The organism is Paracoccus zhejiangensis, assembly GCF_002847445.1.
GTDB lineage: Bacteria > Pseudomonadota > Alphaproteobacteria > Rhodobacterales > Rhodobacteraceae > Paracoccus > Paracoccus zhejiangensis.
On record NZ_CP025430.1, the window covers coordinates 1622409 to 1639848 of the forward strand.

20 protein-coding genes and 1 tRNA gene are annotated in these 17440 nt (G+C 66.0%); 9 read left to right on the plus strand and 12 right to left on the minus strand.

Translation table 11 applies throughout. From position 1 onward, the window contains the following. Positions 1 to 17: 17 nt before the first annotated feature. The 5 genes from CX676_RS07985 to gatC are packed head-to-tail and all read right to left on the minus strand — an operon-like array spanning position 18 to position 3486. Entirely contained in the window at positions 18 to 671 is a 654-nt protein-coding gene (locus CX676_RS07985) for an N-acetylmuramoyl-L-alanine amidase (RefSeq protein ID WP_101752140.1), read from the minus strand. After that, a complete protein-coding gene (locus CX676_RS07990) occupies positions 668 to 1114 on the minus strand; it encodes a cupin domain-containing protein (protein ID WP_157935877.1) in 447 nt (148 codons plus the stop codon). Before CX676_RS07990 ends, CX676_RS07985 begins: the two co-directional genes overlap by 4 nt. Then, positions 1111 to 1680 carry a hypothetical protein gene (locus tag CX676_RS07995; RefSeq protein ID WP_101754215.1) on the minus strand — a complete coding sequence of 190 codons (570 nt, stop codon included), beginning with the start codon at positions 1678 to 1680 and terminating at the stop codon, positions 1111 to 1113. Before CX676_RS07995 ends, CX676_RS07990 begins: the two co-directional genes overlap by 4 nt. 37 nt (positions 1681 to 1717) lie before the next feature. After that, positions 1718 to 3202: an Asp-tRNA(Asn)/Glu-tRNA(Gln) amidotransferase subunit GatA gene (gene gatA / locus CX676_RS08000; protein ID WP_101752142.1), complete on the minus strand. Its 1485-nt coding sequence runs from the start codon at positions 3200 to 3202 to the stop codon at positions 1718 to 1720. Next, the gene (gene gatC / locus CX676_RS08005) at positions 3199 to 3486 is read right to left on the minus strand and encodes an Asp-tRNA(Asn)/Glu-tRNA(Gln) amidotransferase subunit GatC (RefSeq protein WP_101752143.1); all 288 of its coding nucleotides are present in this window, start codon (positions 3484 to 3486) and stop codon (positions 3199 to 3201) included. Before gatC ends, gatA begins: the two co-directional genes overlap by 4 nt. Positions 3487 to 3696: 210 nt before the next feature. On the opposite strand from gatC, the gene CX676_RS08010 reads away from it, so the two are divergent. Then, positions 3697 to 4644 carry an AEC family transporter gene (locus CX676_RS08010; RefSeq protein WP_101752144.1) on the plus strand — a complete coding sequence of 316 codons (948 nt, stop codon included), beginning with the start codon at positions 3697 to 3699 and terminating at the stop codon, positions 4642 to 4644. A gap of 115 nt (positions 4645 to 4759) precedes the next feature. After that, positions 4760 to 4834 (plus strand) — tRNA-Glu (locus CX676_RS08015). Positions 4835 to 4971: 137 nt separating this feature from the next. On the opposite strand, the gene CX676_RS08020 is transcribed toward CX676_RS08015, so the two are convergent. Continuing rightward, a complete protein-coding gene (locus tag CX676_RS08020; protein WP_101752145.1) occupies positions 4972 to 5964 on the minus strand; it encodes a type VI immunity family protein in 993 nt (330 codons plus the stop codon). A 265-nt stretch (positions 5965 to 6229) separates the two neighbouring features. On the opposite strand from CX676_RS08020, the gene CX676_RS08025 reads away from it, so the two are divergent. From CX676_RS08025 to CX676_RS08035, 3 genes are all read left to right on the plus strand, one after another. Continuing rightward, on the plus strand, positions 6230 to 7117 hold the full coding sequence (locus CX676_RS08025; RefSeq protein WP_101752146.1) for a DUF2189 domain-containing protein: 888 nt from the start codon (positions 6230 to 6232) through the stop codon (positions 7115 to 7117). A gap of 221 nt (positions 7118 to 7338) precedes the next feature. Further along, positions 7339 to 8124, plus strand: coding sequence for a ThuA domain-containing protein (locus tag CX676_RS08030; RefSeq protein WP_101752147.1), 786 nt, complete (start codon positions 7339 to 7341; stop codon positions 8122 to 8124). Next, entirely contained in the window at positions 8124 to 9185 is a 1062-nt protein-coding gene (locus CX676_RS08035) for a Gfo/Idh/MocA family protein (RefSeq protein ID WP_101752148.1), read from the plus strand. The genes CX676_RS08030 and CX676_RS08035 overlap by 1 nt, the downstream gene beginning before the upstream one ends. 25 nt (positions 9186 to 9210) lie before the next feature. Here the strand turns inward: CX676_RS08035 and CX676_RS08040 are convergent, their stop codons facing one another. Then, positions 9211 to 9918 (minus strand): GntR family transcriptional regulator, encoded by a 708-nt coding sequence (locus CX676_RS08040; protein ID WP_101752149.1) that lies wholly within the window; start codon positions 9916 to 9918, stop codon positions 9211 to 9213. 178 nt (positions 9919 to 10096) lie between these two features. Here CX676_RS08040 and CX676_RS08045 point away from each other — a divergent pair, with 178 nt between their 5' ends. The 4 genes from CX676_RS08045 (at position 10097) to CX676_RS08060 (ending at position 13480) form a co-directional block, all read left to right on the plus strand. Next, on the plus strand, positions 10097 to 11083 hold the full coding sequence (locus CX676_RS08045; protein ID WP_101752150.1) for a TRAP transporter substrate-binding protein: 987 nt from the start codon (positions 10097 to 10099) through the stop codon (positions 11081 to 11083). 58 nt (positions 11084 to 11141) lie between these two features. Then, on the plus strand, positions 11142 to 11735 hold the full coding sequence (locus CX676_RS08050) for a TRAP transporter small permease (RefSeq protein WP_101752151.1): 594 nt from the start codon (positions 11142 to 11144) through the stop codon (positions 11733 to 11735). Between the two features lie 4 nt (positions 11736 to 11739). Further along, a complete protein-coding gene (locus tag CX676_RS08055) occupies positions 11740 to 13020 on the plus strand; it encodes a TRAP transporter large permease (protein ID WP_101752152.1) in 1281 nt (426 codons plus the stop codon). A gap of 61 nt (positions 13021 to 13081) precedes the next feature. Next, positions 13082 to 13480: a group III truncated hemoglobin gene (locus CX676_RS08060; protein ID WP_101752153.1), complete on the plus strand. Its 399-nt coding sequence runs from the start codon at positions 13082 to 13084 to the stop codon at positions 13478 to 13480. Between the two features lie 11 nt (positions 13481 to 13491). Here CX676_RS08060 and CX676_RS08065 read toward each other — a convergent pair whose 3' ends face one another. The 5 genes from CX676_RS08065 to CX676_RS08085 form a co-directional block, all read right to left on the minus strand. After that, positions 13492 to 14142 (minus strand): trimeric intracellular cation channel family protein, encoded by a 651-nt coding sequence (locus CX676_RS08065; RefSeq protein ID WP_232816619.1) that lies wholly within the window; start codon positions 14140 to 14142, stop codon positions 13492 to 13494. Then, positions 14139 to 14588, minus strand: a complete 450-nt coding sequence (gene rnhA, locus CX676_RS08070) for a ribonuclease HI (RefSeq protein ID WP_101752154.1) — start codon at positions 14586 to 14588, stop codon at positions 14139 to 14141. Before rnhA ends, CX676_RS08065 begins: the two co-directional genes overlap by 4 nt. 31 nt (positions 14589 to 14619) lie before the next feature. After that, on the minus strand, positions 14620 to 15231 hold the full coding sequence (locus CX676_RS08075) for a glutathione S-transferase family protein (RefSeq protein ID WP_232816620.1): 612 nt from the start codon (positions 15229 to 15231) through the stop codon (positions 14620 to 14622). A gap of 53 nt (positions 15232 to 15284) precedes the next feature. Next, a complete protein-coding gene (gene ispH, locus CX676_RS08080) occupies positions 15285 to 16235 on the minus strand; it encodes a 4-hydroxy-3-methylbut-2-enyl diphosphate reductase (protein ID WP_198590338.1) in 951 nt (316 codons plus the stop codon). A 171-nt stretch (positions 16236 to 16406) separates the two neighbouring features. Next, positions 16407 to 17354: an AEC family transporter gene (locus tag CX676_RS08085; protein WP_101752156.1), complete on the minus strand. Its 948-nt coding sequence runs from the start codon at positions 17352 to 17354 to the stop codon at positions 16407 to 16409. Positions 17355 to 17440: the final 86 nt, after the last annotated feature.

Sequence of the window (17440 nt, forward strand, 5' to 3'; positions counted from 1 at the left end):
AGCCTCCTCAGCTGCCGTCAACTCTCCGCCGCGGCTTTTTCGGCGAATGCCGCGACCGAGGCCGCCGCCTGCCGATCCGCCGGGCTTTCAGGCCCCCGCCCCCAAGGCCGGAATCGCAACCGGAAAGCCGCCAACCGCATTTCGGGATCGGCAGGCGGATAGCCGATGGCGTCGAGGCTTTCGGCCAGCGGCCGGTCCGCACCCTCGCCCGCCGCGAGCGCCAGCCCCTGGCGCGCCAGCCGCGCCCAGTCAAAGCGCGGGCCGGGGTCGCATTTGCGGTCAGGCGCCATGTCCGAATGGCCGATGACCGCGGCCGGGCCAAGCCCGTGACGCGCGGCAATGGCGCGCACAAGGTCAACCAGCGCGTCCATCTGGGCCATCGGAAAGGGCCGGTCGCCGGGATTGATGATCTCGATACCGATGCTGCGCGAGTTCACGTCGTCCCGGCCCTGCCACGACCCTGCGCCTGCGTGCCAGGCGCGGCGATCCTCGGGCACCAACGCCTCGGCCCGGCCATCCTCGTGCACCAGCCAATGCGCCGAAACCTCGGCCTCGGGATCGCAGAGCCGGTCGCGGGCGGAAGCGCCGTCGGCCATGCCGGTATAATGCAGCACGATCAGTTCGACCCGCTGCCCGCGCCGGTCGCCGTGATTGGGCGAGGGATGGCTCATTCCGATCCGCTGCGGCGGACAACCCCATCATCGCCCAACACATGCCAGTTCGGCCTGATCCAGTGCAACGTCTCGCCGTCATCAGGATAGCGCACGGTTTCCGCTTCGGGATTGGTGCCGGCACAGAGATAGCGCAAGGGCGCGTCCGAGCGGTTCACGATGTGATGGGCGTTCTCGGTTCCAGCCGACCAGATCGCCATGTCGCCGGGGCCGATTTCGACCGGGCCATCGTCGTCGATGACCGTGGCCCTGCCCTCCAGCACCATGACGAACTCGTCGCTGCCCGAATGCCAGTGCCGCTTGGCGGACTTCTGCCCCGGTTCCAGCGTCACGATATTGATGCCGAGGATGCGGGTCCCGGCGATATCGCCGAAACGTTCCTCGATGCGCGGGGCCGAGCCTTCGATCTTTTGCCCGGCCACGCTGCCTTTGCGCAGGATCACAGCTGGTTGACGCGATGCCGCGCCGCATCCCAGCCACAGACGAAGCCGTCACCATCGGGGTCCATGCCGCGCGGGTCGCGCTCGGGTCCGCCGGCGGCGAGGAAAGCCATCTGCGCCCGGTCGCTGTCGGGATAGCTGCGGCAGGCCTGCGCCGCCGCGCTCGGCGAGCCGCCGCTGCGTGCCCAGACCCGGGTGCCCGGCGCGTGCTGGGCCGCAAAGGCATAGCGCACCAGAACCGGGGTCGAGCCGGGATATTCACCCGAGGTCACGACCGGCAGATCAGCCGCAGCCGGGGCCTTGCCCTCGGCCTGCGCGGTCTCGACGCGGTAGCTGGCGGCAACGGTCTGCATCGCCTTCGGCCCGCGGATTTCCTCGGGCGTAGGGGCGCGGGACGGCAGCGCGACCGGGATGGTCGAGGGCGGTTCCGAGCCGGTCATCAGCGCCACTTCACGCGCCTGAAGATGCTTGCCATAGGCCGAATCCGACATCCGGTAATTCGGATTCCAACCTTCGTTCTCGTTACAGCCGGCCAGGGCCAGAACCCCGATCACGATCAATTTGCGCATCATTCTGTCCCTGACCCTGTCCTTGTTACAGTGAACCCTACCACCAGCGTTCCGGCTTGGCCACAAATCCGGCCGCCCGTTCCAGCACCAGCGCCTGGTTGAGCAGATCGCCCTCTTCAAAGGGCCGGCCGATCAGTTGCAGCCCCAAGGGCAGCCCCTGCGCATCCTGCCCGACCGGGACCGAGATCCCCGGCAGACCGGCCAGGTTCACCGTCACGGTGAAGACGTCGTTCAGATACATCGCGACCGGATCGGCATCGGCCATCGATCCCAGCGCAAAGGCCGAAGACGGCGTGGCCGGGGTCAGAATCGCATCGACGCCGGCGGCATAGGCCTGATCGAAATCGCGCTTGATCAGCGCCCGCACCCGCCGCGCGCGGTTGTAATAGGCGTCATAGAAGCCCGCCGACAGCACATAGGTGCCGATCATGATGCGCCGCTGCACCTCGGGGCCAAAGCCTTCGGCGCGGGTCTTTTCATACATGTCGGTGATGCCGTCACCCTGCCCCAGCTTGGCCCTGAGGCCATAGCGTACGCCATCATAGCGGGCGAGGTTCGACGAGGCTTCCGCCGGCGCGATGACGTAATAGGCCGGCAGCGCATATTTCGTATGAGGCAGCGAGATATCGACGATCTCGGCCCCGGCATCGCGCAGCATCTCGGCCCCCTGCCGCCACAGCGCATCGATCTCGTCGGGCATGCCGTCCATGCGGTATTCGCGCGGAATGCCGATCTTCTTGCCGCGAATGTCGCCGGTCAGCGCCGCCTCGAAATCCGGCACCGGAATCTCGGCGCTGGTCGAATCCTTCTCGTCGACCGAGGCCATGGCGCCCAGCATGATCGCCGCGTCGCGCACGCTCTTGGTCATCGGCCCGGCCTGATCGAGGCTCGAGGCGAAGGCGATGACGCCCCAGCGGCTGACCCGGCCATAGGTCGGCTTCAGCCCGACCGTGCCGGTAAAGGCCGCAGGCTGGCGGATCGAGCCGCCGGTATCGGTGCCGGTGGCCGCGAGGCAGAGATCGGCCCCGACCGCCGCCGCAGAGCCGCCCGAGGACCCGCCGGGCGTCAGGTCGGCCCCGTCCCTGCCTTTCCACGGGTTCACGGCATTGCCATAGGCGCTCGACTCGTTCGAGCTGCCCATGGCGAACTCGTCCATGTTCAGCTTGCCCAGCATCACCGCACCGGCATCCCAGAGGTTCTGGGTGACGGTCGATTCATATTCCGGGCGGAAGCCGGTGAGGATGCGGCTGGCCGCCTGCGATTCGACGCCCTTGGTGCAGAAGAGATCCTTGATCCCCAGCGGAATCCCGGTCATCGCCACGGCGTTGCCGGCCTTGATCCGGGCATCCGCCGCTTGGGCCATCTCGCGCGCGACCTCGGGGGTCTTGTGGACAAAGGCGTTCAGCGCGCCGGCGCCTTCGATGGCGGTCAGGCAGGCCTCGGTCAGTTCGACCGAGGTGGTCTCGCCCTTGGCCAGCGCATCGCGCGCCCCGGCGATGGTCAGTTTGTTCAGATCGCTCATTCCACCACCTTCGGCACGGCAAAGAAGCCCTCGCGGGCGTCGGGCGCATTCTTCAGGATCTTGTCGGCCATCTCGCCCGCGCCCACCACGTCCTCGCGCCGTTTCAGCCGCATGGGGGTGACGCCGGTCATCGGCTCGACGCCCTCGACATCGACCTCGTTCAGCTGCTCCATGAATTGCAGGATGCCGTTCAATTCGCGGGCCAGCGCCGGCAGGGCGGCGTCCTCGACCCGGATGCGGGCCAGATGCGCGACCTTGCGCGCCTCGTCTTCGGTGATGGACATGGGTGATCCTTTCGCTTGGGGCGGATTTACAGGCCACGTCCCGGCGGTGCAAGAAGCGGTCGCGTTTTCGCAAAGTCGGCGTTGATGGCGCAGGCGACACAGGCTTTGCCTGATCCGAGCCGCGACAGCCGTTGCGGCTTTTCCTTCCCCCGGCCTGCAGTCTAAACAACTTGCACATCCTGCAAACATCAGCCGCCCCGCGGAGTCCCCATGCAAGCCGCCCTCTCCATCCTTCCGGTCATCGCGCTGGTGGCGCTTGGTTACGGCGCGCGGCGCTGGAACATCATCGCGCCCTCGAACTGGCCGGGGGTCGAGCAACTGGGCTTCCGGCTGATGTTCCCGGCGATCCTGTTGACCTCGATCTATCGCTCGGACCTGTCGCTTGGCCGGGTCGGCCCCTATGTGCTGGCAACCTCGCTGGCCTTCCTCGCCATCGGCGTCAGCAGTTTCGTGCTGCGTCGGCCGCTTGGGCTCAGCAATCCCCGGCTGACCTCGTTCTTCCAGTCGGCCATGCGTTTCAACTCGCTCCTGGTGCTGGCGGTGGCGGCGCAGGGCCTGGGGCCGGCTGCGGTCAGCGACCTTGCCGTCGCCATGGCCTTCCTGATTCCCGCCTTCAACATCAGCGCCATCATCGCCCTGACCGCCTTCCCGCCCGAAAATGCCGAGGCGCCGCGCCCTTCGCGCGCGCAGGCGCTGCGCCGCATCAGCGCCGAGATCATGCGCAACCCTTTGGTCCTCGGCTGCGCCGCCGGGCTGATCCTGAACCTCTCGGGGGCCGAGTTGCCGCGCGCGATTCTCTCGCCGCTGGACTGGCTGGGTCAGGGGGCGCTGGCGGTGGGCCTCTTGACCGTCGGCGCCGGGATCGAGGTGCGGCGGCTGTGGAAAAGCGACGCCGCCATGTGGATCGCGGTGGCCGCGCGGCTGGTCGCCTGCCCGCTGATCTTCCTTATGCTGGCACTGCTGATGCAGCTTTCAGGCGCACAGATCGCTTCGGGGCTGCTGCTGACGGCGGCCCCCGGCGCCTCGGTCGGCTATATCCTCGCCCGGCAGATGGGTGGCGACGCCGAGTTCTATGCCGATACCTTCACCTGGCAGACGGTTCTGTCCGCCCTGACCCTGCCACTGTGGCTGATGCTGGCAACCTCGCTGGCGGGCTGAATCGGGGGACCTGAAAGTTTTTGCGCAAGCCGCCGATTTTTCCCCTTGCGCCTCTCCGAGCCCTCGCCTAAACACCGCTCCACGCCGACGGGCACTGTCCGAAAGCGTCAAAGGTGGCCCGTTCGTCTATCGGTTAGGACACCAGGTTTTCAACCTGGGAAGAGGGGTTCGACTCCCCTACGGGCTGCCACTTTAATCCCAAATTGTTGATTTATCTGCCGAAACCGCGGCAGGTGTCCCACGATTCTGGTTCCGTGGGACCGCTTGGCCTTTCTTGCGCCGCACAGCCTGCTCGGCCAGCCGCGCGCGCGATGGCAATCTCGATCCTCAGTCGAAGCGCCGCACCCATTCCTCGGTGGCGTCCATCCGGTCCACACCATCGGGCGTCCAGAGATAGGGCATCACCCAATCGCTGAAGCGTAGCGGCTTCAGCAGGTCATTGACCTCCTGGTAAGCCATGGGGGTCCCGCCGCCTTCCACGTCGCCGATCCGGGGGGCGGGGCCGGCCTGAAACACGATCCCGCCGGCATAGGCATGCAGCTCCACCGCACCCGACAAACTGCCCCGGACGCGCTCGAGCCCGCCGAGGTGGGCCAGCATCGCGTCATCGATCGCCGTCAGCCAGTTCACGTCGCGAATGACATCGGTGCGGTCCTCGATCTCCAACGAGAAGCCTACACCGTCTTCGTAGAGAATCCCGGGAAAGCGGCGGAGCACCGGGTAAAGATCGCCCTGCGTTCGGGAGGACATGGTGCGGGGAATGATGCTGAAGCCGGCGACGGCGTAGAACACCTGCAACCGTTCGCAGGCCTCGACAAACGCCCGGACCTGCCCGACTGGATCATCCCGAAGCGCGGACAAGCGCGCGGAATAGGTCAACAGCCCGGCTCCTGATATCGCACCCGGCAACAGGGCCGAGAATCGGTCATGCCGGGGGTCCATGGTCTGCATGACCGACTTGTTCATGTGCTCGATGACAAGACCGAAATTCTGCCGGGTATCGCGATAGGCTTCGGCCGTCCGCCCTTCTGTCAGACGCTCGCGAATATCCTGCCGTTCGGAGAGCCTGAACGCCCGGTCGTTCAGATCCATGAAATTGCAGCGCCCGTCGGTGCGATCGTAATAATGCTCGGCAAGATCGATCATGGCCGCGCGCCGATCATCGCGCCGGTCATTGCCGAAATAGAAGCCGGCCTGCAGAGCGAACAGCCAGCGCAGCACGCCGGTTTTCGGGTAACCCGCCATGTCAAGCAACGCCAGCCGGTCCTCGGCCTCGAAGAGGGCAAGCGTTGCGATCAGGTCCGACATGTCGACAGTCATCGGGGCAGTCCTGCGATAGGTCAGGGAATGAGGGGCGGACCGGGGTCGGAACAGCGCGTGCCAGATTTTGGACGAGCTCAGGAGATAAATCCAGCCAGACCCTCACCCTGCATCGCGCGCCCCACTCCGAAGGTGCAACGCCAGCCCACATCTGCTATCCTCAGGCCAGAGGACGGTTCGGCCCGGTGGATCTGCGGGCGGAAGCCGGGTTCTCCGGCTGATGCCTCGACCCGCCTCGGGCCCTCCAGAGAGGGAGGATGCAGCCATGACCCGACAGACAATTGGAAACCCGCTGAGTTGGAGCGCGCAGAGCCTGGCCGGTATCGGTCGCGGCCTCGGCGAGGCCGTCGACGGAATCGGCAGCCACGCGATGACGCGACCCAAGATCAACCGGATCGGCCCGGCAGACCTGCGCGCGGCACTGCGCGCAGGGGCCAGCGACTTCGCCGCGCTGCGCTCGGACGTGATCGCGGCCATGGTGCTCTACCCGGTGATCGGCTTCATCCTTGCGGTCTGGACCTTCAATGCCGGGCAGGTGCACCTGCTCTTTCCTCTGGCGGCAGGCTTTCCGCTGATCGGGCCGGTCGCGGCCATCGGGCTTTACGAGATGAGCCGGCGGCGCGAAGAGGGCAAGGAGACCGACTGGCGCGCAGCCCTGTCCACGCTCAGGGGCCGGGTCCTTGGGCCGGTGCTGATGCTTGCGATGCTGCTGATGGCGATCTTCGTGCTCTGGCTTTTCGCCGCCCATGCGATCTGGGCCGCGACCCTTGGCCCCGAACCCTCGGTGGGCCTGCGCGCCTTCCTGCAGGACACTTTCAGCACCAGCGCGGGCTGGGCAATGATCGTCGTCGGGATGGGCGTCGGCTTCGTCTTCGCGGCGGTGGTGCTTTGCATCAGTCTCGTGTCCTTCCCGATGCTGATCGACCGTCCCGTGGGCGTCCCGGTGGCGCTGGCGACCTCGCTGGCGGTGGCGCGCGAGAACCCGGGTACCACTGCGCTCTGGGGGCTGGTCGTGGCCGTGGCGCTGTTGCTCGGCATGATCCCGTTCTTTGCAGGGTTGATCATCGTCCTGCCGATCCTTGGTCACGCGACCTGGCACCTCTATCGCCGGGCCGTCAGCTATCCCGATCAGACGGCCCGCTCAGACGGCTGAGCCTGCGCGCAAACCCTGATCGAGAACGCCCCGCTTTCTGCCTGCCAATGGCCGAGGCAAGGAAGCGGGGTTGATGCAGCAGGGCATCGCCTGCCCGTCTTCATCGAACGCGCCCTGCCCGTCTGCGGGCCACGCGATCACGATGGTATTCCAAAGCTGCAGGCTATATCCGCGAAGGATCAGCCAGCCCCGGCAGGGCCGCGATCAGCAAGGAGGGTATAATGAGTATCCGCGTCACCGTTTTCGGCGAGAACGTCCATGAACAGAAAAGCAGGATCGTCGCCTCAATCTATCCCGAGGGGATGCACCAGACCATCGCCGATGCGCTGAACACCGATCCCGGCATCAGCGCCGGAACGGTCACGCTGCAACAGCCCGAACACGGGCTGACCGCCGAGACGCTGGCCCAGACCGATGTGCTGTTCTGGTGGGGTCATGCCGCGCATGGCGAGGTCGAGGATGCGGTGGTCGAGCGGGTCTGCGATGCCGTCTGGTCCGGGATGGGCATGGTCTTCCTGCATTCGGCCCATTTCTCGAAGCCGTTCAAGCGGCTGATGGGCGCGCCCTGCAACCTGACCTGGCGCGAGGCGGGCGAGCGCGAGCGGCTGTGGCTGACCTCGCCCAACCACCCCATCGCCGCCGGACTGCCCAACCATTTCGAGCTCGAGAACGAGGAGATGTATGGCGAGCCCTTCGGCGTGCCCGAACCGCTGGAAACGGTCTTCATCAGCTGGTTCGCCGGGGGCGAGGTGTTCCGCTCGGGCCTGACCTACAAGCGCGGCGCCGGCAATGTCTTCTATTTCCGCCCCGGCCACGAAACCTATCCCACCTATCACGACGCGAATGTGCAGACTGTCCTGCGGAACGCTGCACATTGGGCCTACAACCCGGCGGCGCGTCTTGCCGATCCCAATGCCGCGCCGAATGTGCCGGTGACCGAGGCGCTGGAGCCGATCAAAGAACGCGGCCCGCGGCTGCATCAGGACGGCGAAGCGGGGTATCGCTGATGCAGAATGTCCGGCTTCTGATCCTTGGCACCGGCGGCATGGCCAGGAACCATGCCGATGGCTTTGCCAGGCTGCCCGGGGTCGAGATCGTTGCCGGCGTCGATACGCGGCCCGAACAGCTGCAGGCCTTCTGCCAGACCCACGGCATCGCCCATGGCTTTATCTCGCTGGACGAGGCGTTGGCCTGGGGCCAGTTCGACGCCGCCACCAATGTCACCCCCGATGCGGCCCATTTCGCCACCACCCTGCCGCTGATCGCGGCGGGCAAGCATGTGCTGTGCGAAAAGCCGCTGGCCACCAATGCGCGCGATGCCGAGGCCATGGCCCGTGCTGCCGCAGAGGCCGGCGTGGTGAACATGGTCAATCTGACCTATCGCAATGTCCCGGCGCTGCAGCAGGCGGCGCGGATGGTTCAGGATGGGCAGATCGGCACGGTCCGCCATCTCGAGGCCTCCTATCTGCAAAGCTGGCTGACCCAGCCGGCCTGGGGCGACTGGAAGACCGAGGACCAATGGCTGTGGCGGCTGTCCACCGCGCATGGCTCCAAGGGCGTGCTGGGCGATGTCGGCATCCATATTCTCGACTTCGCCACCTTCATCGCCGGTCAGGACGTTGCCGATATCTCGTGCCGGCTGGCGACCTTCGACAAGGCGCCGGGCGGGCGGATCGGCGATTATGTGCTGGATGCAAATGACAGCGCGACCATGCAGCTGCGGCTGGCCAATGGCGCGCTTGGCACGGTTGCCGCGACCCGCTTTGCCAGCGGTCATCTGAACGACCTGCGGCTGCGGATCTATGGCGACAGGGGCGGGCTGGAGGTGAGCTTCGAGAACGCCGTCAGCCGGCTGCGCGCCTGCCTGTCGCCAGATCTCGAGGCGGCCCGCTGGCACGAGGTCGATTGCCCGCCGGTGCCGCCGATCTATACCCGCTTCATCGATGCGATCAGGGGTCAGGGCCCGGCCGAGCCCGATTTTGCCCGGGGTGCCGCGCTGCAGGTGCTGCTGGACCGCGCCGAGGCATCCGCGGCGCAGGAAGGCCGCGCGCTGGCAGTTCAGGGCTGAGACCCCGGCTGCCGTCGACCTGCGGTCAGGCGCCCAGAACCTCCGGCCGCTCGTTGCGCAGCCGTGCCAGCAGATCGTCGATGCGCGACAGATGCCCGGTCATGGCCGCGACCGCCGCTTCCGCGTCGCGGTCACGCAGGGCGGCGAGGATCTGCCGGTGCTCGGCCAGCGCGTTTTCGGCATTATAGGGCAGCGACTGGTAGCGCGCCCGGTCCATATGGCCCTTCTTGTCCTTCACCAGCGTCCAGACGAATTCCAGCCCTGAAAAGGCGGCGATGTCATGGTGGAATTGCTCGTCGAGATGATGGAACTCGTCCCGCCGACCCGCATCGATCGCCGCTTGTTGACCGTCCAGCACCGCCGCGAGCCGGTCAAGCTGCGCCTCGCCAAGGCGCTGCGCGGCCTCGCGGATACAGGACAGCTCGAGCGACAGCCGGATGAATTTCGCCTGTCGGATCGCCTCTTCCGAGATCTGCGTGACGACGGTGGCGCGCTGCGGCCGGATCAGGATGAAGCCCAATTGCGAGAGCCGGTAGAACGCATCGCGCACAGGCTGGCGCGACACCCCCATCTGCGCCGCCACCTCGGCCTCGGACAGGCGCGCACCCGGCGGCAGGGTCAGATCGACAATCCGGTCGTAAAGCGCGTCATACACCTGTTCGGTCACCGTCGGCTGGCGGATCTCGTCCAGCGCCGGCAGGGCCGTCAGGGTGCTGCTGTCGGATTGCGGCATCGTGAAACCCTCCCGGTTGACCCCGAATTACAACTAGCATATTAGATGATTAGAAGGACCGCAAGTCGAACCGGGAGAATCGATGGCGCTGACGAGGGAGGTTCGACCAGCGCCGGGAATGTGCCGGATGCCAGCCCGCAGGGAACCAGCGGCTTCAAGATCACCAAGGGAGGAACACATGAAGTACATTACATCGACTCTGGCGGGGCTCTTGGCCTCGGCCGCACTTGTCTCGGCCGCCGCTGCGGCGGATTGCGAGGTGACCCTGCGGTCATCGGACACCCATCCCGACGGCTACCCGACTGTCGAGGGGGTCAAGGCCATGGCCGAAGAGGTCAAGACCAAGACCGAGGGCCGCATCTGCATCGAGGTTTTCCCTTCGTCGCAGTTGGGCGAGGAAAAGGACACGATCGAACAGACCCAGTTCGGCGTGATCGACATGGTTCGCGCCTCGTTCGGCTCGTTCAACGACATCGTGCCGGTGACGCAGCTGCTGTCCCTGCCCTATCTGTTCCGTTCGGAAGACCACCTGCATAACGTCATGGACGGCCCGATCGGCGAGGAGATCGGCAAGTCCTTCGAGGAGCGCGACCTGGTGGCGCTGGCCTATTACGACGGTGGCGCCCGCAGCTTCTACAATTCGCAGAAGCCCATCGCCTCGATCGAGGATCTGAAGGGCATGAAGTTCCGTGTCATGCAGAACGATGTCTTCGTCGACATGATGGCCGCGCTTGGCGCCAACGCGACGCCGATGCCCTATGGCGAGGTCTATTCGGCGATCCAGACCGGGGTCATCGACGGGGCCGAGAACAACTATCCCAGCTATGACAGTTCGGGTCATGCCGAGGTAGCCAAGTACTACACGCTGGACCAGCATCTGATGGTGCCGGAACTGGTGGCGATCTCGAAGGCAAGCTGGGACAAGCTGACCCCCGAGGATCAGGCGATCCTGCGCGAGGCCGCGCGCAATTCGGCGACCGTGCAGCGGCAATTGTGGGCCGATCAGGAAAAGGCCTCGGAAGAGAAGGTCGTGGCCGCCGGTGCCGAGATCATCAAGGACATCGACAAGACCCCGTTCATCGAGGCGATGGTGCCGGTCTACGACAAATACGTGACCACGCCCGAAGCCAAGGACCTGGTCGAGCGCATCCAGGCGACCGAGTAAACGACCCGACCGCTCGCCCCTCCGGCGGGCGGTCACATCCTGCAGGGGAGCTCGCCCGATGCGCGACGGAATGCTGAAACTGGCCGAGCAGACCGGGTGGATCGCCCGCGCCGGCTTGTGGGTCGCGGGGATCGGGCTGGTCCTGATGACCGCCTTCGTCTTTGCCCAGGTTTTCTATCGCTATGTCATCGGCTCCAGCCTGTTCTGGGCCGAGCCGGCCAGCGTCATGCTGATGGGCTGGTTCATCTTCATCGGCGCGGCGGTGGGCGTGAAGGAGGGCTATCACCTTTCCTTCGACGTGGGGTTGATGCTGGTGCCGGACAGCTGGCGCCCGTGGTTCCACAGCCTTTCGGACCTCGTCGTCGCCGCCTTCGGCTTCGGCATGAGCTGGTATGGCTGGCAACTGGCCGCCAAGGCGGCAAGCGGCGTCATCCCCGGCCTCGGCATCTCGCGCATCTGGGATTTCGCCCCGGTGATCGGCGGCGGTGTGCTGCTGATCCTGTTCTCGGCCGAGCGCATCCTGCGCCGCGCCGCCGGCCTGAAGACCGTGCGCTTTGGCGAGCTGGACGATGCCGCGGACGGATTGATCGACGCCCATGCCCAAGGCCCGGAGGCCAGGGACATGCTGAACACGCATCACGACAAGGGTTAGGGCGATGGAATACTGGATCCTCTTCGGCAGCTTCTCCTTCCTTTTGCTCATCGGCACGCCGGTCGCCTTCTGCCTTGGCGCCGCGAGCTTCTTTACCGTGCTCTACCTGGGGCTGCCGCCGGTGGTGGTGTTCCAGCGGCTGAATTCGGGCATCTCGGTCTTTGCGCTGATGGCCATTCCCTTCTTCATCTATTCCGGCGACCTGATGGTCCGGGGCGACATTGCCCGGCGACTGGTGGCGCTGGCCGGGGCGCTGGTCGGCCATCTGCGCGGCGGGCTGGGGCAGGTGAACATCATGGCCTCGCTGATGTTCGGCGGCGTCTCGGGCTCGGCGGCGGCCGATGCCTCGGCGGTCGGCGGGCTGATGGTGCCGCAGATGAAGAAGCGCGGCTATGACGTCGATTACGCGGTCAACATCACCGTGGTCAGCTCGATCATCGCGCTGATGATCCCGCCCTCGCACAACATGATCATCTATTCGATCGCGGCCGGTGGCCGGCTGTCGATCGCCGATCTCTTCACCGCCGGCATCCTGCCCGGGCTGCTGCTGGCCGCCCTGCTGATGGTCGCCGCATGGTATGTTGCCCGCAAGCGCGGCTATCCGACCGATCCCTTCCCCGGCCTCGCCATGATGGGCCATCTCTTCGTCTCGGCCCTGCCCGGCCTGATCCTGATCGCCATCATCTTCGGCGGCGTCCGCTCGGGCGTGTTCACTGCCTCGGAATCTTCGAACATCGCCGTGGTCTATGCGCTGCTGGTCACCGCGCTGGTCTATCGCAGCCTGCCCTGGGCCGAGTTCGTCGAGGCCACCAAGGGCGCAGTGCGGACCACCTCGATGGTGCTTCTGGTGATCGGCTGCGCCGCCTGCTTCGGCTGGCTTCTGGCCTATCTCAAGGTGCCGGCGCAGCTGGTCGCACTTCTGGAAAGCGTGTCGGACAACCCGCTGGTGATCCTGCTTCTGATGAACGTGATCCTGCTGATCCTCGGCACCTTCATGGACATGTCGCCGCTGATCGTCATCACCACGCCGATCTTCCTGCCGGTGGCCCAGGCCTTTGGCGTCGATCCGGTGCATTTCGGGGTGATCCTGATCCTGAACCTCGGGATCGGTCTCTGCACCCCGCCGGTGGGGGCGGTTCTGTTCGTCGGCTGCGCCGTCGGGCGGATCAGCATCTGGCAGGCGATGCGGACGATCTGGCCCTTCTATGGCGCGGCCTTCGTGGCGCTGATGCTGGTCACCTACATCCCCGCTTTGTCGCTGTGGCTGCCCTCGGTCTTCCGCTGAGCCCGCTTCCTGCGTCACCCTGCCCCTTGCGGGGCCGGGTGATTGCACCCAGATTGCCGCCATGCTGTCCCGTTTCGACATCACTGCCGAGCAGATCGACCGCGTGGTCGCGGTCTTCTATGCCGCGATCCGCCGGCACGAGGTTCTGGGCCCGGTCTTTGGCGGTCATGTGAGGGACTGGCCAAGCCACGAGGCCAAGATCGCCAGCTTCTGGAAGAAGGCGATCCTCTACCAGCCGGGCTATGACGGCAATCCGATGCAGGTGCATATGGCGGCGGGCGATGTGCGTCCCGAGCATTTCGCCATCTGGCTGGCGTTGTTCGACGAGACGCTGCGCCGGACGCTGACGCCCGAGCCTGCCGCGCAATGGTCGGCGCTGGCCCATCGCATCGGTCGCGGGCTGCGCCTTGGGGTCGAGGATCTGGCTCGGCCGGCCAGCAGCATTCCCAGCCTTCGGTGATCCAGCCTGCGCTAGCCGCGACTGCGCGGCGGACGCGGGCGATAGACCGGCAGCATCCAGCCCCAGAGCATACTGCCGGCGCGCAGGACGAAGGTGACGACGCCGCAGATCCACAGGCATTCGGCCTTGCCAAGGCCGAGCCAGACCAGCCCGACGGCGGCCGTCGCCCCGCCAAAGGCGGCGGTGAGGTACAGTTCGCCCTGCTTCAACCCCAGGGGCACCTCGTTGCCCACCACATCCCGCATCAGCCCGCCGAAGGTGCCGGTGATGACGCCCATGATGATGATGACGATGGGATGCACCCCGGCGGCCATGGCGACGCCGACACCCGCGGGCACGGCCACCGACAGCGCAAGCGCATCGAGCCACAACAGCACGCGATAGCGGCTTTCCATCAGATGCGCGGTCCAGAAGACCACCATCGCCGCCGTCGCGGTCAGGATGACAAAGCTCGGACGCGCCACCCAGAAGACCGCATCGCGGTTCAGCAGCAGGTCGCGCAGCGTGCCACCGCCCACGGCGGTCATTGTTGCCATGAAGATGAAGCCGACCGGATCAAGCTGCTGCCGGCTGGCCACCAGCGCCCCGGTCAGCGCGAAGATCAGCACCGAAGCGTAATCCAGCACCCAGACCAGCGTTGACAGGTTGGCAGCGAAATTCACTTGAAGGGCTCCATCCCGGCCCGCGCCAGCTCATCGGCATGTTCGTTCTCGGCATGGCCGGCATGGCCCTTGATCCATTCCCACCGCACCTGGTGGCGGGCCTGCGCCTCGTCCAGCCGGCGCCAGAGATCCTCGTTCTTCACCGGCTTGCGCGCCGCGGTGCGCCAGCCGTTCTTCTTCCAGCCATGGATCCAGCCGGTCACGCCGTTCTTCACATAAGCGCTGTCGGTGGTGATGGTGATCTGGCTGGGCCGGGTCAGCGCCTCGAGCGCGGCGATCGCGGCCATCAATTCCATGCGGTTGTTGGTGGTGTCGGCCTCGCCGCCCTTCAGCTCGCGTTCCTTGACGACCTCGTCGCCCTTCATGGCGCGCATCAGCACGCCCCAGCCCCCGGGGCCGGGGTTGCCGCTGCAGGCCCCGTCGGTCCAGGCAAAGAGATCGCTCATGCGCTCGTGCCAGCCGTGAAAGTGCGCGCGATCATCCGTGCAAGCCCTTGTAACCCGGCATGGATGCCATCCGGTCGGCCCATGCGCTGATCCCGGGGAATCGGTCCATGGCATAGCCGCCGCGCGTTCCGGCGGTGTGGGTATAGGCATAGAGGCAGATATCGGCCAAGCTGATCTCGCTCCCTGCCAGCCAGTCCGAGACGGCCAGCTGCCGCTCCATCACCTCGAGCACGGTATGGCCGCGCTCCAGAAGTTCGGCCAACCGCGCAGGCGTCGCATCGGCGGCGCGATGGGGATAGTTCAAGAGCGCCTGCCGCACGGCGATGACCGGCTCGTGATTGTACTGTTCCCAGAACATCCAGCCCAGCATCTGCGCCCGGACCACCGGGCTGTCGGGCATGAAGTTCGAGCCTTCGCCCAGATACCACAGGATCGCGTTCGACTCGGCCAGCTGAGTGCCGTCGCGCAGCGACAGGACCGGCACCTTGCCATAAGGCAGCGCACCTGCAAGCTTGGCCTCGGCCAAAGCGGGCGAGCCGTATTCGCAATCGATCACCTCGACCCGCCGCCCGGTCAGGGCGAGGAGGAGCCTGATCTTGTAGCTGTTTCCCGAGGAGGGCATGGAATAGAGACGCAAGTTCATCACCCCTGCATTGGTCAGAATGATCCCGAAATCCGGGCCGCAGCTTGCCCGGTTCAGGCCGGTTCGCGCAGGATGCGCGGCACCTTGAATTCCACGTTTTCCTGCGCCGTCTCGACCACCTCGACGGTCAGGTCATAGCGGGCGCGGAAGGCCTCGATCACCTCGTTCACCAGTACCTCGGGGGCGCTCGCCCCGGCGGTCACGCCGACGGCGCGGGCGCCGGCGATTGCCCGCCAGTCGATCTGGTCGGCGCGCATGACCAGCTGCGAATAGGCGCAGCCGGCGGCCCGGCCGACCTCGACCAGACGCTTCGAGTTGCTGGAATTTTCGGCACCGATCACCAGCAGCGCATCGATTTTCGGGGCTACCGCCTTCACCGCCGCTTGCCGGTTGGTGGTGGCGTAACAGATGTCTTCCTTGGCCGGTCCGATGATCGCCGGAAAGCGCGCCTGCAGCGCCGCGACGACGGCGGCGGTGTCATCGACCGACAGCGTGGTCTGGGTGATGAAGGCCAGCCGTTCGGGATCGCGGGGGGTGATCGTCGCGACATCCTCGACGGTTTCGACAAGGATCACCTCGCCCTCGGGCAATTGCCCCATGGTTCCAAGGACTTCCGGGTGGCCCTCATGGCCGATCATGACCATCTGCAAGCCATTGGAATGATGCCGTTCGGCCTCGACATGGACCTTGGAGACCAGGGGACAGGTGGCATCGAGGAACACCATCTCGCGCCGGCGGGCCTCGGCGGGAACGGCTTTCGGCACGCCATGGGCCGAGAAGATCACCGGCCGGTCATCCGGGCATTCGTCCAGTTCCTCGACGAAGATCGCGCCCTTTTCGCACAGGGAATCAACCACATACTTGTTGTGGACGATCTCGTGCCGGACATAGACCGGGGCGCCCCATTTCTGGATCGCCATCTCGACGATCTTGATGGCGCGGTCCACACCGGCGCAGAAACCACGCGGCGCGGCGAGATAGAGGGTAAGCGGCGATCTGGGCATCTGGTCCATGGCCTAGCCCCTAGCGCGAAGCGCGCCGACAGTCCAGATCGCGCAACGTTCGGTGCTTGTGCAACGGTCGCGCGGGCCGGAGGTGAAAGCGCAAGAAAATGCTGGAATTCGCAGGCACAGAGCGTGCACAGCGGGTGCACCGGTTTGACGCTGTTCGGGGCCTCAGCCGATCAGGATCGCCAGAACGGCACTGATGCTCAGAAAGGACAGCGCCGTCATGACCAACATCGCCAGCGAGGCCGACTGATCCTCGCCATAGCGCTGCGCAAGAATGGGGTAGATGGCCATGACAGGGGTGGAGGCAATGATGACCGCCGCCGCCGCCAGCTGCGCATTCCCGACCCCCAGCCCGATCACGACCATGAGGCCAAGACCCAGGGCGACAGCAAGCGGGTGGATGACCAGTTTTCCGGCGACCACCGCCAGAACCGAGGCGCTGAGCGCGCTTGGCCGCAGCGAGGCAAGGGTGCCGCCGATGACGGCAAGCGAAACGGCGGCGCTGGCCGAGGCGAACATGTCGATGGGGCGCGCGATCACGCTTGGCAGCGTCACCCCCGAAACCGAGATCGCGAGCCCCAGCAACAGGGCGATCACGATCGGATTGCGGGCCAGCCGCAACGCGATCTGCCGCAGCAGCTTGCCCCCGGCGACGCCCTCGCCCCGGGTATACTCGGCCATGATCAGAACCAGAGGGATCATCACAAGGTTCTCGACGATCATGTTCAGGGCAAGCGCAACCGAAGCCACCTCGGGCAGGACCATGAGCAGGACCGGATAGCCGATGAAGCCGCTATTGGCGCAGGACATGCCCATCGCGCCGAAGGTGCTGGCCGCCGCCGTCTCGCCCGACACCCGCCGGAGCCACAGATAGCCGAGCCAGAACACCGCCAGCGACCCGAAAAGAACCGCGCCAAGATAGCCGAGATTGGCAATCTCGCCGAGCGAGCGCGAGGACACCGCGCGCAGGATCAAGGCCGGCAGGGCGAGGTTGACCACGAACTTCCCCAGCGCCTTGATGTCATCCGGGGAAAACACCCCAAGACGAACCGACACGAAGCCCGTCGCCATGAGCAGGAAGATCACGCCGGTGATCGAGAGGATTTCAAGCATGCCGCCTCACCGAGCCGCGGTTCCGGTTTTCAGGTAGGGTGGAGTTTTCCTATTGGCCCGCTCCGGGGAAGGCCAGCCCGAAACGA